We start from the raw sequence: 13,520 nt of genomic DNA on the forward strand, positions 1-13,520 counted from the left end.
GCTCGACTTGCATGTGTTAGGCCTGCCGCCAGCGTTCAATCTGAGCCATGATCAAACTCTTCAATTTAAGTTTGGTTGCTTCGAAAAGCGGCTCAATGAATTGCTGAAATAAACTGTTCGACTTCTTATTGCTAAGAAATCGTCTTGGTCACTTCACCAGACATTGAAAATCAAAAATTGTTTTTGATGCTCGATGCTGTGAGTGCCCACACAGATTGCTTGATTCAAATTGTTAAAGAGCGTCACGCTTGTCGCGTTGAGGAGGCGCATATTACGCTTCTCACTTCGAAAGTCAAGCGATTGTTTTCGCTTTTCTTTCGGCGCCGGCTTCACCAGGAAGCTGGCTCATCAGTCCGGCGTGTTCCGCCGTGCTGGTAGGGGCGCATTATAGGGAGCCGCGCCTGGATGGCAAGGGCTTTTTCAGCAAAAAAGTTAGTTCGCTCAGATATCAAGCAACCACCTCTTTTTTTGCTCAAAATGACATCAATCCTGGCTATTGCCGGATTTAAATTGAACATTTGAAAAGCCAATTTATAATTGCCATCTCAAATGTTTAATTGGAATACCCTCATGCATCAAATCCTCGATAGCCATAAGGAAGAGCAAATCGTCCCGCTGTTCCGCCTGGGGTTCCGACCCTTCTTCTTGTTCGGTGCTCTGTTTGCTGCCGTCGGCATGTTGCTCTGGTTGGGGCAGCTCAACGGTTGGCTTACCTTGCCAGGGATTGCCAACCCGACCTGGTGGCATGGTCATGAGATGCTGTTTGGTTTCGGGGCTGCCATCGTCGCGGGTTTTCTGCTCACCGCGGTGCAGAACTGGACGGCCCATCCCGGGGTTCGGAGCTGGCCATTGGCAATGGTGGTGGGGTTGTGGATGTTGCCAAGGACCTTGTTACCCTGGCTGGGTGAAGAGAATACGCTCCTGATGGTAGCAGACCTGCTCTGGCTGCCGCTGTGCGCCTGGTTCCTTGCCAAGCCTATCTTGATAACCCGGCAATGGCGCAACCTCTTCTTCGTGCCCCTGTTGCTGATACTGACCCTGCTCAATGGCGCCAGCTGGTTATGGCAGGCCGATTGGACCACCGTTGAGCACCTATTGATCACCACTGTGCTGTTGTTTACCACCCTGATCGCCGTGATGGGTGGAAGGGTGATTCCGTTCTTCACCGCCCGAGCAACCGGTCAGGAGAAAGCTGCACCTCTACTCTGGCTGGAACGGACTGCGCTCGCGACACAGTGGCTTATCTTGCTCTGCTGGCTGTTACTCCCCACCCAATGGGTCACCAGCATATATATAGTGCCTCTCTATATAGTGGCGGCGAGTTTGCATCTGTGGCGACAACTGCGTTGGCATCTGCCATCGACCCTTACGCATCCCCTGCTGTGGTCACTCCATCTCGCTTATCTGTTTATCCCTCTTGGCCTGTTCGCCCTTGCGGCACATAGCGCGGATCTGCCCATCACGTTGTCGATGGCCAGCCACCTGCTCAGCGCAGGCTGCATGGGGACCATGATCCTGGGCATGATTGCGCGAGTCTCCCTCGGCCATAGCGGTCGAGCCTTGCAGGTAGGACGCAGGATCACTGGCGCATTCGCCCTGGTTATCGCTGCCGCCACAATGCGGGTGGTAATTCCGCTGTTCTGGCCCACTTTTACCCTGCATGGCTGGAACCTCAGCGCGCTTGCCTGGATCGCTGCCTATGGTCTGTTTGTCTGGGTCTATACCCCGATACTGATCCGCCCCAGAGCAGATGGTCGTCCGGGTTGATGACTGCGTAACATGTTCAGGGTGTTGCCACCGGATAGTGGATCAAGTTGTGAAAAATAGCCGGGGCTATGCCGAGATTGCGATAACCGTGGGGACGGTCGGCAGCAAAACGCACCGCCTCCCCTTGCTCAAATGAGCGCCACTCCCCTTCCACCAGCACCTCCATCATGCCGCTGATGACGATGACATGCTCGGTCACTCCCGGCTCATGGGGCTCGGATTCACGCTGGTAACCCGGTAACAGGGTCAGCTCAAGCAACTCGAAACCAAACCGGTTTTCATAAGGGAAGAGCGGTGCCACTTGCATGCCCTCACCCGCAGGCTGCTGGCGAATAGCATCGGCGGTGCGATAGAGCACCTCTTCCGGCGTGGCGGGTGTGGGCTCGATGAAACTGGAAAATGAGACTCGAAAACCGGTGGCGATCTTCCACAGCGTCGCCACTGTCGGGCTGGACTCTCCCCGCTCAATCTGCCCCAGCATCGCCTTGCTGACACCCGTTTCGCGCGCGGCGGCATCCAGGCTCCAGCCGCGCTCGCTGCGCAGCCCCTTCAGTCGAGCAGCCAGATGCTGACTCATCTCTTGCATAACTGCCTCTTTATTACTCTTGCACGATGCGCATTGTGCGCTATAGCGCACGGCGATATAGTCAAAGCTGTATTGTACGTAATAACGCACAGCGCGTCACAACGCCAAGAGGAAGAGTCATGCCCTTCGCCATCCCCCATCTGGTCGCAGGATTTATCGCCGTGATGGTCGGCTACACCAGCTCCGTCATCCTGATCATCCAGGCCGCCACAGCGGCGGGTGCAGATACAGCTCAAGTCGCCTCCTGGCTCTGGACGCTGGGGATCGGCATGGGGGTGAGCTGCATCGGCCTCTCTCTCTATTACCGCATACCCATACTAACCGCCTGGTCCACACCGGGTGCGGCACTGCTGATCACCACGCTGGGCAACTTCACTCTGGCGGAAGCCATCGGCGCCTTTGTGATCTCGTCCCTGCTGATCACTCTGTGTGGCATCAGCGGCTGGTTCGACCGTTTGATGAAACATATTCCGGCTCCACTGGCCGCCGCCATGCTCGCTGGCGTGCTGCTCAGATTCGGATTGGATCTATTCAAGGTCGCCCCGCAAGATCCCTTGCTGCTTGGCACCCTGCTGCCGGCCTTCCTGCTGGGTCGTCATCTCTGGCCCCGCTATACCATGGTGCTAGTACTGGGAGTGGGGATGCTGATCTGCAGCGTGCGGGGGGATTTGCAAATGGGCACCCTTCACTGGCAACTCGCCAGCCCGGTCTGGACATGGCCAGCCTTCTCCCTTGATGCTCTGTTTGGTATCGCGCTGCCGCTGTTCATTGTCACCATGACATCGCAAAACATGCCGGGAATTGCCATCTTGCGGGCCCACGGCTATCAGCCTTCCACCTCCTCGCTGATCAGCTGGACTGGCCTCACCGGTCTGCTGCTGGCTCCATTCGGCGGTTACGCCTTCAACCTGGCGGCCATCACTGCGGCCATCTGCATGGGGAAAGAGGTGGATCCGGATGCCAACCGGCGCTGGCCCGCGGCAGTGTGGGCTGGCTGCTTCTATCTGCTGACCGGCTGTTTCGGGGCCACGGTGGCGGCGCTGTTCACGGCCTTCCCGGCGATACTGGTGACCTGTGTCGCAGGGCTAGCCCTGCTCGGCACCATCGGCAGCAGCCTGCACTCGGCCTTGCAAGAGGATGAAGCGCGAGAAGCTGCGCTGCTCACCTTTATCATTACCGCGTCCGGGATCAGCCTGCTCGGCATCGCGGCAGCCTGCTGGGGTCTGCTGATTGGTCTGGCTATCTATCAGTTCCAATTATATCGACAAAGGAATCAATTGAACCTCAAACCGTGAACCTCTGCACACTATCCAGATAAAATGATTCACAAGTGAAACTAATTTCCTTCTAGTGGCGTCAGGGCACCAATCTTCCCGGACATGGTGCCCTGTCAGGTTCCATGCAACGGAGTATAAAAATGAAAAATCAGGCTGTCTTGTTACTACTGGCCATACTGGGTGCTACGAGCGTCCAGGCTGCCGATACGGATCGAGAGCTGGCTCGCCAGCTCGCACTTCAGCAGAAAAACCTGCTGCCCCTGCTGAGCAATCAGCAATACCAGAGCCCGCTTCCCAACCTGCTGCAGAAGGCCAGCCCGCGCCTTAAACGGCAGGCGAGCGATGCCAACCAGGCAGCCATCAGCCGGCAAGGACTGGATGGCGAGGTCAAGCAACTGATGCAGTTGAGGCTGGCCAACACCGATCAGGCCACAGCACTGCAGCAGGGCGTCGAACCGCTGGTCGCCTATGTTCCAAGTGGGGATGAGAAGAGCTGGAGCGCCATTGAAGCGTTCGATAGTGCTGGCAATCCCGTCTATCTGGATGTGGACAAGGCTCCGGCCCGGCCGGTTCTGGTAGTCGAAGCCGATCCCGTCAAAGCCAAAAACGCAGGCTTGAAGGTGATGCGCAAGGCGCTGGCCGATGCGGACCTGCAAAGCGCCCCGCGAGTAACGGCCAGCACAGTGCCACTCAAGACCAGTATCCTGAAAAAGATCAGGCTGAAGGATGATCAGGAGCCCTGGCTGCTCGGCGCAGCCGAAGTGTATGCTGTGGTCGCAGGGGTTAATCCCAGCCGGGATGAACCAGTGGTCGATATTGTCGACATGCCCTACCTCGACTATGACAACACAGACTACACCCCCAACCAGATCCTGGTTTACTGGGATCGCTATCGCTGGGGTGCCGTCGATGTGGTGATGATGGAGCAGGATGACAACGTCAACTATAAGGAGCTGAGCGCCCTGCTGATTGAAGCTCTCAAACTCGGCTTTACTGCGGGTGGCGTGCCGGAAGCCCTGCCCTTCCTCGATCTCGGCGGTCGCATCGTCAAGGCACTGCCCGACTCCTGGATGACCAACAACGACGACTATCTGGATACCTTCTACACACTGGAGCAGGATCAGGTCTATCGCCAGTATCCGGGGGCTGCCGGTAATGCGGTTATCGATCTTGAGCCAAAAGAGATCGCCCCGACCAGACCTTGATAATCGGCCATAACGAAAAAGCCAATGAGCAACTCATTGGCTTTTTGCTTTTATCGCGGTGACCACCGGTCAACCCTTGGGACGAACCCCCAGAGTATGGCAGATGGCATAAGTCAGCTCGGAGCGGTTCAGGGTATAGAAGTGGAAATCCTTCACCCCTTCCTGACTCAGCACGCGCACCTGATCGATGGCGATGCTCGCCCCCACCAGATTGCGAGTCATCTGATCGTTATCCAACCCCTCGAAACGCTGATGCATCCAACGCGGGATCTTCACGTTGGTAAAACCGGCAAACTTGGCCAGGGTCTGATAGTTGGAGACCGGCAGGATCCCCGGCACGATTTCAGCATCAATACCGATGGCGGCGCAGCGATCCCGAAAGCGCAAATACGTTTCCACATCGAAGAAGAACTGAGTGATGGCGCGGTTGGCACCGGCATCAATCTTGCGCTTGAGGTTGAGCAGGTCGGATTGCGCACTCTTGGCCTCCGGGTGCCCTTCCGGATAGGCGGCAACCGAGATATCGAAGTCCGCCTCTGACTTGAGCAGGGCAACCAGATCGGTGGCATACATATCCGGCTTCTCCAACCCCTGCGGCAAATCACCGCGCAGAGCCACGATATGACGAATACCGCTATTCCAGTAGTCGCGGGCGATGGTGCGCAATTCGTCGCGGCTGGCATCGATACAGGTCAGGTGCGGCGCCGCAATCAGGCCTGTCCGCTCCTTGATGTCCTTGATCACCTTGTGGGTGCGATCACGGGTACCGGAGTTGGCGCCATAAGTAACAGAGACGAACTTGGGTTCCAGCACTTTCAGCCGTTCGATGGACTGCCAGAGGGTATTCTCCATCCCTTCACTGTTGGGCGGAAAAAACTCGAAACTGACCGATATATCGCCATTCAAATCTGCCAAGCTCTGGTTGAGCGCCTCAACCTGACGTGCACTGTGAAATCCCATCTGCTCTTCTCCCTGTCCTGCAATCCATCTGTCTACGTCAAAACGGATGTTTGGACGTCTAAACGTCTTTATATTTATGAGCAAAACGACACAAAGTCAACAGAGATTTACCTCACATCCGATCTGACGAACTTCATATTTACAAAATTAACGGTACGTAACCGAAAAGTGCCCATCCCAAAATTGCCCCAGTCGAGTTATGATGGGGGCAGATCGTCCTGGACGTTCTGAATCTGCGTGTGATTGTTTGGCCGGAGGTTTCTCCGGCCCCTTTTCATCTATTTCCCACTCCTGCCGATAACAGAATGAGTCTTTGCAGGAGCACCATCATGGATACCCACCCCGGCTTTGCCACCGACTTGCTGTTCGATCGCTATCAGGGCGAGGTTGTTCAGCACGATCAGTTCTGGGCGGTTCGCACGCCGGATGCTCCCGACTATTACTTCGGCAACTACCTGCTGCTCCCCACCCCACCCAGCGACCATGACAAAGGCTGGCTGGAAGCCACATTTGATCAGCTGATCGGCCAGGATCCTCGAGTGCGCCACCGCACCTTCCAATGGCCACTGGCGGCCGGACAAAACAGCCGGATCGCCGGTTTTGTCGCAACCGGATACCAATATATGGAGTGCGTGGTGCTGGCGCTGGATGAGCAGAGCTGCCCACCTCCTCACAGTGACATGGACAAGGTTGGCGCTCGTACTTTCACCACTGCTGATTGGCCTGAGTGGCTCGACTTCGAACTCAATGAACGGGATGAGGGACACTCGGAACAGAGCTATCTCCCCTATCTGCAATCCCGCCAGGCGCTCTATCAGGCCATGATTGCCGATGGTCTCGGGGACTGGTGGGGGATCTGGGAAGAGGGACAACTGGTCGCCAGCTGTGGCCTCTTCTTCTGCGGCACACTTGGGCGCTTCCAGTTGGTACGCACGCACCATGCGTGGCGCAACCAAGGGTTATGCCGCCAGTTGCTGAGTCAAGTGGCTCGCGCAGGATTGTCCCGCGCCAAACAGCTGATCATAGTGGCTGACGAGCACTACCATGCCCAGCGCATTTACCGCTCTCTGGGGTTCGCACCGGTTGCCCGCATCGGCAGCCTCTGCCGCTGGCCCCACGAAGCACAATAAAGCGATACCTGCTGGCCGCGAGCCATAAAAAACGGGAGGCTGATGCCTCCCGCTCTTATTGATGCAGATGACCTATTGCTGTGGCTGCTGTGGCGCCTCCAGCTCGTTGGAGAGCGCCTGTTCCACCTCATCAGACGGTGCCGGTAATGGTGCAGCGGCGGCTGATGCGGGTTCTGCGGGAGTCACAGCAGGTGACACCACGGCCGATGTTTCACTGGTCGCGGGAGCTGCGGACACCTCAGTCGTCGGCGCTGAAACAGGAGCAGGGGCAACCGCATCACACTGACAATCCGCGCTCTTGGCCTTGTTGCCCTGATGGGGGGCATACCAGCCCTTCAAGCCACCTTCCAGTCGATCTGCGGCAGCTTTGGGCTCCATCTTGCCAAGCAGCACTGCCTGACTCACCTCGGCCAGTTCATCCCCCAACTTGGGCGTACCACGGGAGAGGATCTGGGTCGCCACCCGAATGGTCGAGTCACACTGATCGCGCCACTCCATCATCTCTTTGGCCGCCGGATTGGTGACATCGAAGAAGTGGTTGGAGAGGGAGAAGAATCCCGGCAGCGAGTTGGTATAGAGCTCGGCAAATTGCGGCGTCGTCAGCCACTGCAGGAAAGCCATTGCACCCTCTTTATTCTTGCTGGCCGGATTCATCCCCATACCGATATCGGTGTGGTCGGTAAAGAAACAGCCATCACCCTGTTTGGCCACCGGCGGGCGCATGACGCCAAAATCGACCTTGCCGGTAAAGGGAGCAATCTCCCAGGAGCCCGCCACGTAGAAGGCGGCCTTGCCCGAAGTGAACAGCTCGTTACTGGTCGCATAATCGCGGCTCTCGCCACCTTCACCGAGGTAGGAACGCCAGCGGGCCAGCTCGTCGAACACCTTCACATATTGGGGGTTGTCCAACCGCTCCTGCCCGCCAATCAAAGCCAGACGACCATCTTCCCCTTTCCAGTAGTTGGGGCCAATGTTCTGGAACCCCAGTTCGGAGGCAACCCAGCTCTCGGAACCACTCATGGCCAGCGGCACATAGCGACCGTCGGCCTTGATCTTGTCCAGCACGGCAAAGAACTGATCGCGGGTTTGCGGCAAGGTGAGCCCCAACTCACTGAAGATCTTCTTGTTATAGAAGAAGCCATGAATCACCGAGGCCATGGGTACGCAGAAGGTCTGGGCACCGGAGTCAGTCTGCCAGGGTGACTGGGCAAAACTCGGGAAGTTCTCCATCCCTGCCATTTCGGTCAGCTCGGCCAGATGGCCCGCCTTGAACAGGGCGAGCGAGTCATCAAACGGACGACAGGTAATGAGATCTCCCGCCTTACCGCCTTTCAGGCTCTCCCACAGAGTGGGCATGTAGTTGACGTTCTGCACCGGATGAAAACTCACCTTGATGCCGGGATGCGCCGCTTCAAACGCCGGGATAATCTTCTGCTCCCACAACGCCTTGTCATCGGTTCGCCAGCTCTCAATCACCAGCTCGCTGGCCATCAGCTGGCCACACAACAGGAGACTCAGGGCTCCAATCCACTTTTTAGACATAAGCCCTCCTAGACCTTGAAATGTGCGATCAATTGCTGCTGTTTGGCGACCAGGTCGGCCAGCACTTCGCTGCTGCTGGCGGACTCGCGCGCCTCCCGCTCAGTCTCGTATGCCACATCGGCAATACTGGCGATATGACGAGCGACTCCCTGACTGACGGAGATCTGCTCCTGAGCGGCATGAGCCACCTGATCCGCCATCGACTTGATGGCCCCCATCCGATCGGCAATGGATTGCAGCGCCACATCCATCTCGCGAGTCTGCTCGACACAGCTCTGGGTCTGCTCCTGGCTGCGCCCCATCACTTCAACCACATGCTTGCTGGAGCTCTGCAGGTTCTCAATCATCCCCTGGATCTCTTCGGTCGAGGTCTGGGTGCGATTGGCCAGCGCCCGTACCTCATCGGCCACCACCGCAAAACCGCGACCGGCATCGCCAGCACGAGCCGCTTCGATGGCGGCGTTCAACGCCAGCAGGTTGGTCTGCTCGGCAATGCTGCGGATCACATCGAGAATGCTACCGATGTTGTTACTGAATTCCCCAAGTTTGTAGGTGATCCCGACCGCCTCTTCCATGGCGCCAGCCAGCTGCTCGGTGATCCGGCGAGTGGTGGCCACTTTCTGGCGGCCACTGCGTGCCTCGTCATCGGCCAGATCCACTTCCCGCTTGGTGCCATCGGTAGAGCGGGCCACCTCGGTGGCGCTCACTTCCAGCTCGGTAATGGCGGCGGCCACCTGATCGGTCTGGCTCTTCTGCTCTTGTACCCGGGACATGGCCCGTTCGCTGATCTCGGCGGCGCGGCTCGCTTCATCCACCAGATGGCGAGAGCCCGCATTGATTTGAGATAGCAGCTCGCCGGTCTTGCCCGCCAGCGTATCGATAGAGCGGGAAAGGCTGCCAAATTCGCAACTGCTGCGGTAGTTGATGCGGCGGGTCATGTCGCCGGCCGCCATGTAATCGAGCTCCTTGTTGATCATCTGCAACGGGCGCTGAATGCTGCGCGCAGTGGTATAACCGATCACCAGCGCCGCAGCGGCCGACATCGCGGCAACCACCAGAATCCAGAAGCTGGCGCTACTGACCGCTGCATCGGCATTGATCCGGCTATCGCTGGCGATGGCTCCGGCAGACTTGCCCATCTCATCGAGCAAATTGAGGCTGTTGACCAGACTGGCATCCAGCTGCTGATTTTGCGTGGCCAGCGACAGCGCCAGTTGCTGAGCCTGACGCATGGTCGCCAACAAGCCCTGAGCGCCGAGCGCCAGCTCCTGCATCCGATCCAGATTGGAGACAAAGCGCGCTTTCACATCATCGGGCACCAGCACCCGCTCCAACCGCTTGCGGGCCATCTCGATATCCTTGCTGAGTACCTTTTCCAGCTCGTTCAGGTCGGTTTTGGCATCGGCACGGCGGATATTCTTCAGGTCGCGGGCGATACCCGAGGTAATAAGCTCCGCCTTGTTGCGCATGGAGCGTTTGCTGGCGGTCTGTTGCAGCAGCAGATCCGCCGCCCACTGGTAAGTATCCTCAAGGCGGATAAATTCCATCTCCAGCTTGTGGCGCCGCTCCAGTGCACTGACCCACTGCCGATGCTGGGCCAACACCTGATCCGCCAAGCCATAAAATTGGGTGGTAGCACTCTCGACCTGCTGGAAGCGGGCACGAGCATCCGCTACGTCGGTAAATTTACCCATCTCCTGACTCAGCTGAACGAAGCGGTTCTGCTGCTCCTTGAACTGATTTGCCAGCTGCGGCAACTGGGCCGCATCTTCACTGGTGCGATAGACCAGCACCCAGCGGTTACTATCCTGCAGTGCCCCCTTGAGACCTGCGACAGCCACCACCAGCGGGGTTGCCCGGTCAGATACGGCAGAGAGGCCGTCATTTATACCCTTGATTTTAAAGGTACTGATCACACCAAGCAGGATCAGCAACAGCAGCATCAACACGAATCCGGCGATGATCCGCTGCACGATAGATAAACCCATGGAGACATCCTCACTCATTGGGGGAAGGTAAAGTGAACATAGTCACTATCGGCAGGGGTGGCGAATAACTGAAATAAAGCGGTAGGTATTTAATTGATTTGTATCGGGTTGGATCACAGTACAGACAAAATCAGCCATACGAAAAAAGCCCGGCACAAGCCGGGCTGAAAGAGACGTACTTTGCTATCTTCCGCGGTCCGTTCAGAACCGCAGCCAGAATCATTAGAAGCGGTAGCCAACACCCACCATAAAGGCCATCGGGTCGACCTTGGTATTAATGGTGCCAATCGCTGTATGCACATCGGTATCGATATCCATGATCCAGGCTGAACCGTTGACAAACCAGCGGTCAGTGATCGCCATATCGATACCAACTTGTCCGGCAACACCCCAGGAGTCATCGACTTTGACATCGGTTCCTGACAGTGCACCACGACCCTCTTCATCAAAGAAGGTGGTGTAGTTCACGCCAATACCGACATACGGGCGAACCTTGCTTTGAGCATCGCCAAAATAGTACTGACCCATCAGAGTCGGCGGCAGATGCTTGATCTTGGCAACTTCAGCGCCACCCAGTTTGACTGAATGAGAGAAGGGGGTTGCAGCCAGCAATTCGACACCCCAGTTATCAGTAATCATGTAAGAGAGAGTCAATCCCAATTGCATGTTGTCATTAATTTCCAGCTCTACAGGCGTGCTGCTTTCCTGCGGCGATACAAATGCCAAACCACCACGAACCAGAATGTCGCCAGCCTGATGGGCCATGGCGAAAGGAGAGGTCACTGCTGCGGCAATCATCAGAGGAAGTAATTTTTTCATCACGTAATCCCTTTTTTTGTTTTCATTTGATGCTGTAAGCCCGCTGACTATATGCCCTTGTAAATGCAAAGTTATTGACTTGGAGCAAAGGTTGCACAGAAATAAATCGATTGGTGTGACATCTTTGCACGCCATCTCAATCTCGTTGAGCCCCCAGACAACAAGCTGAAATACCTGTTTCGACAGGTTGTAACTACCCGTATCCAGCGCCAAAAGGAGCAAACAAACCACATCTTATTGCGCGGCAGAGTGGCTATTAATTGTTGTTAATGTGGGCAAATCAGCGTATTTTTTGCGCCATGCAAGTTACTGGGAAGTAATGGTTTATTTATGAAAAATGAGTCGAAATGGCAAAAGATGGGGGCCTTTCTCGCGGCCGTGTGGGGAATCGGATCCTTTCTCTTTATCCTGCTCGGTTTTATTGTCGCCCTGGCCTATCTGGTATTGGTACGGCAGGGTTAATCCGGATTGACAGAGTGCAGCAGGGTGATATGCCCCCCTTCGGCAAGCTGTTCCGGAGTCTGGCCCATTCCCTCCGCAGAGAGGCTACCTGCGTAGCCACACCACCGATTTCGCCCGCCGACTTTGGCCTGATACAGCGCCATGTCCGCCAGTTTGAAGCTGTGACTCCAGAATGAATCCGGACACTCCGGGTGCAACGGATAGCGGCAGAACCCCAGCGACACCGTCAACCAGAGTGGCGCATCCTCTCTGCCAAAGCGGTGCTGAGCGACACGCTGGCGCAGATATTCGACTCGCAACGCCAACTCTTGCTCGTCATCCACTTGTAGCAGCAACAAGAACTCCTCCCCGCCCAGCCGGATGATAGGCTCGCGCTCTCCTGTCACCACCTTGCGCAGCAGACCCGCCAGCTGTTTCAGCACCAGATCCCCGATGTCATGGCCAAGGCGGTCATTGATCCGCTTGAAATGATCCAGATCCAGCAGCAATAACAGACAAGGTTTGGCCCGGTTGGCCTGCAACCAACCATCGAGATAGCGACGATTGAAGCAACGGGTCAAGGGATCGGTGAATGCAGCCATCTCCATCTGGCTGGATTTTTCCAACAAATCATCGTGTTGCTGACTAACCTTGCTGGCCATCTCCTTGAACTTGCCGCTCAGGGTCGCCATCTCGGCGCTGCTGTCGATATAGGGGATCAAGGTGGCATCTGGCCGATCGCCAAAGCGTTGCAGCGCCGACACCAGCTGCTGCAACGGGGTAAGCACAATGCTGTTGAGCCGGTACATGGCGATCATGACGCAGATAAAACTGATAAACAGCATGCCGATAAAGGTCCAGAGCGCCCCCTCCATGACGCCACTCAAGATCTTTCTCTCCTCCTCAATCACCAGGGTCAGTACCGGCTGGTTATCGCTGTTGAGCAGTCGCACTTCTCCCCTGAGCCGGGTCAGCCCAAGGTCGATCAGGCGATACGTTATTTGCGGTTTCAGTGGTTTGAAGGTAGCTGTGACATCCAGATTGGCGTGGGAGATCGCCAGTGGCAGCGCGGTACGCTCCGATACTTGCTCGAGGTAGGCCTTGTCGAGCCAACGAACAACCAGCAAGAAACCGTTGAACGGTGCCGACTCGTCACTGTTTCTGATCGGCTGCCACGAGTACATTAGCGGCCCCCACTGGGAAGCGCGGATCCCGTGCAGATTGATGCCCCCTTGTGCCACCGAGCGTTCTCTCAACTGCTTTTTCAATTCATCAAGGAAGTAGGGAAACTGGTCCGGATTGATCCCCGGCGCATCGGGTAGCAGGGTGCGCGTCCAGATTTCGTAGCCGGTGAGATCCATGAAGCTCATCAGGTTGAGACTAAAATCCCGCATCGGCATATCACTGAACAGGTTGGATTCGATGTACGCCCTGCTTTTGTTGTCCATAAAACGGTGACTGTCATCCCAGATGCCCCAATCCCGACTGAATGCATCCAGAGCGGCCACATCCGCCTGCACCGCCTTGGTCACGCGCAGCAGATGCTCCTTCATTCGCTGCTCTTCAATCCGGCTGGCAGCCGGGATTTGGGCCCACGCCAGCAGGACCAGCAATAGCAGGATCGCCCCCAGCCAGATGGGGAACATGGAGTAAGCCAACTGATGATCAATCGTACGCGGAGCCTGAGCCATAACCCGATATATCCATTACCATGATGCTGAGATGCCAAGCCTGCCCACACTTGACGAGCTTCCCCCTATGCTCCCGATTTTTATAACAAAAAGGGGCCAAAGGCCCCTCGATTA

General features: G+C 56.5%; 11 protein-coding genes and 1 rRNA gene. 5 read left to right on the plus strand and 7 right to left on the minus strand.

What is annotated here, in order from left to right:
* Positions 1-67, minus strand: a 16S ribosomal RNA gene (locus tag G5195_RS08595); the annotation flags it as partial.
* Positions 68-570: 503 nt separating this feature from the next.
* Between G5195_RS08595 and G5195_RS08600 the strand changes: the two genes are divergently transcribed.
* Positions 571-1,767, plus strand: coding sequence for an NnrS family protein (locus G5195_RS08600; RefSeq protein WP_219295632.1), 1,197 nt, complete (start codon positions 571-573; stop codon positions 1,765-1,767).
* A 16-nt stretch (positions 1,768-1,783) separates the two neighbouring features.
* Here G5195_RS08600 and G5195_RS08605 read toward each other — a convergent pair whose 3' ends face one another.
* Positions 1,784-2,353: a helix-turn-helix domain-containing protein gene (locus G5195_RS08605; RefSeq protein ID WP_043822550.1), complete on the minus strand. Its 570-nt coding sequence runs from the start codon at positions 2,351-2,353 to the stop codon at positions 1,784-1,786.
* A 119-nt stretch (positions 2,354-2,472) separates the two neighbouring features.
* On the opposite strand from G5195_RS08605, the gene G5195_RS08610 reads away from it, so the two are divergent.
* Both G5195_RS08610 and G5195_RS08615 read left to right on the plus strand, forming a co-directional pair.
* Positions 2,473-3,648: a benzoate/H(+) symporter BenE family transporter gene (locus G5195_RS08610; RefSeq protein ID WP_421223178.1), complete on the plus strand. Its 1,176-nt coding sequence runs from the start codon at positions 2,473-2,475 to the stop codon at positions 3,646-3,648.
* A gap of 122 nt (positions 3,649-3,770) precedes the next feature.
* Complete coding sequence (locus G5195_RS08615) at positions 3,771-4,835, plus strand: DUF3103 family protein (RefSeq protein ID WP_219295629.1); 1,065 nt, start codon at positions 3,771-3,773, stop codon at positions 4,833-4,835.
* Positions 4,836-4,904: 69 nt separating this feature from the next.
* Here G5195_RS08615 and metF read toward each other — a convergent pair whose 3' ends face one another.
* Positions 4,905-5,795 (minus strand): methylenetetrahydrofolate reductase, encoded by an 891-nt coding sequence (metF, locus tag G5195_RS08620; protein ID WP_005340191.1) that lies wholly within the window; start codon positions 5,793-5,795, stop codon positions 4,905-4,907.
* A gap of 329 nt (positions 5,796-6,124) precedes the next feature.
* On the opposite strand from metF, the gene G5195_RS08625 reads away from it, so the two are divergent.
* The gene (locus G5195_RS08625) at positions 6,125-6,925 is read left to right on the plus strand and encodes a GNAT family N-acetyltransferase (protein WP_421223176.1); all 801 of its coding nucleotides are present in this window, start codon (positions 6,125-6,127) and stop codon (positions 6,923-6,925) included.
* Between the two features lie 72 nt (positions 6,926-6,997).
* Here the strand turns inward: G5195_RS08625 and G5195_RS08630 are convergent, their stop codons facing one another.
* From G5195_RS08630 to G5195_RS08640, 3 genes are all read right to left on the minus strand, one after another.
* The gene (locus G5195_RS08630) at positions 6,998-8,467 is read right to left on the minus strand and encodes an ABC transporter substrate-binding protein (RefSeq protein ID WP_257688022.1); all 1,470 of its coding nucleotides are present in this window, start codon (positions 8,465-8,467) and stop codon (positions 6,998-7,000) included.
* A gap of 8 nt (positions 8,468-8,475) precedes the next feature.
* Complete coding sequence (locus G5195_RS08635; protein ID WP_421223173.1) at positions 8,476-10,455, minus strand: HAMP domain-containing methyl-accepting chemotaxis protein; 1,980 nt, start codon at positions 10,453-10,455, stop codon at positions 8,476-8,478.
* 222 nt (positions 10,456-10,677) lie between these two features.
* Entirely contained in the window at positions 10,678-11,274 is a 597-nt protein-coding gene (locus G5195_RS08640; RefSeq protein ID WP_005340187.1) for an OmpW family outer membrane protein, read from the minus strand.
* Between the two features lie 330 nt (positions 11,275-11,604).
* Here G5195_RS08640 and G5195_RS08645 point away from each other — a divergent pair, with 330 nt between their 5' ends.
* A complete protein-coding gene (locus G5195_RS08645; protein ID WP_421236032.1) occupies positions 11,605-11,736 on the plus strand; it encodes a hypothetical protein in 132 nt (43 codons plus the stop codon).
* Here G5195_RS08645 and G5195_RS08650 read toward each other — a convergent pair.
* Positions 11,733-13,406, minus strand: a complete 1,674-nt coding sequence (locus tag G5195_RS08650; RefSeq protein WP_421223171.1) for a diguanylate cyclase — start codon at positions 13,404-13,406, stop codon at positions 11,733-11,735. The genes G5195_RS08645 and G5195_RS08650 overlap by 4 nt on opposite strands.
* Between the last annotated feature and the right edge of the window lie 114 nt (positions 13,407-13,520).

Origin of the sequence: Aeromonas sp. 601039 (genome assembly GCF_049174415.1) — a bacterium.
In the GTDB taxonomy this organism is placed as follows: Bacteria; Pseudomonadota; Gammaproteobacteria; order Enterobacterales; family Aeromonadaceae; genus Aeromonas; species Aeromonas veronii_A.

Bases quoted from the DNA above. Each gene is read 5' to 3' on its own strand.
- G5195_RS08600 (WP_219295632.1), top strand. From the start codon at position 571: ATGCATCAAATCCTCGATAGCCATAAGGAAGAGCAAATCGTCCCGCTG.
- G5195_RS08605 (WP_043822550.1), bottom strand. From the start codon at position 2,353: ATGCAAGAGATGAGTCAGCATCTGGCTGCTCGACTGAAGGGGCTGCGC.
- G5195_RS08610 (WP_421223178.1), top strand. From the start codon at position 2,473: ATGCCCTTCGCCATCCCCCATCTGGTCGCAGGATTTATCGCCGTGATG.
- G5195_RS08615 (WP_219295629.1), top strand. From the start codon at position 3,771: ATGAAAAATCAGGCTGTCTTGTTACTACTGGCCATACTGGGTGCTACG.
- metF (WP_005340191.1), bottom strand. From the start codon at position 5,795: ATGGGATTTCACAGTGCACGTCAGGTTGAGGCGCTCAACCAGAGCTTG.
- G5195_RS08625 (WP_421223176.1), top strand. From the start codon at position 6,125: ATGGATACCCACCCCGGCTTTGCCACCGACTTGCTGTTCGATCGCTAT.
- G5195_RS08630 (WP_257688022.1), bottom strand. From the start codon at position 8,467: ATGTCTAAAAAGTGGATTGGAGCCCTGAGTCTCCTGTTGTGTGGCCAG.
- G5195_RS08635 (WP_421223173.1), bottom strand. From the start codon at position 10,455: ATGGGTTTATCTATCGTGCAGCGGATCATCGCCGGATTCGTGTTGATG.
- G5195_RS08640 (WP_005340187.1), bottom strand. From the start codon at position 11,274: ATGAAAAAATTACTTCCTCTGATGATTGCCGCAGCAGTGACCTCTCCT.
- G5195_RS08645 (WP_421236032.1), top strand. From the start codon at position 11,605: ATGAAAAATGAGTCGAAATGGCAAAAGATGGGGGCCTTTCTCGCGGCC.
- G5195_RS08650 (WP_421223171.1), bottom strand. From the start codon at position 13,406: ATGGCTCAGGCTCCGCGTACGATTGATCATCAGTTGGCTTACTCCATG.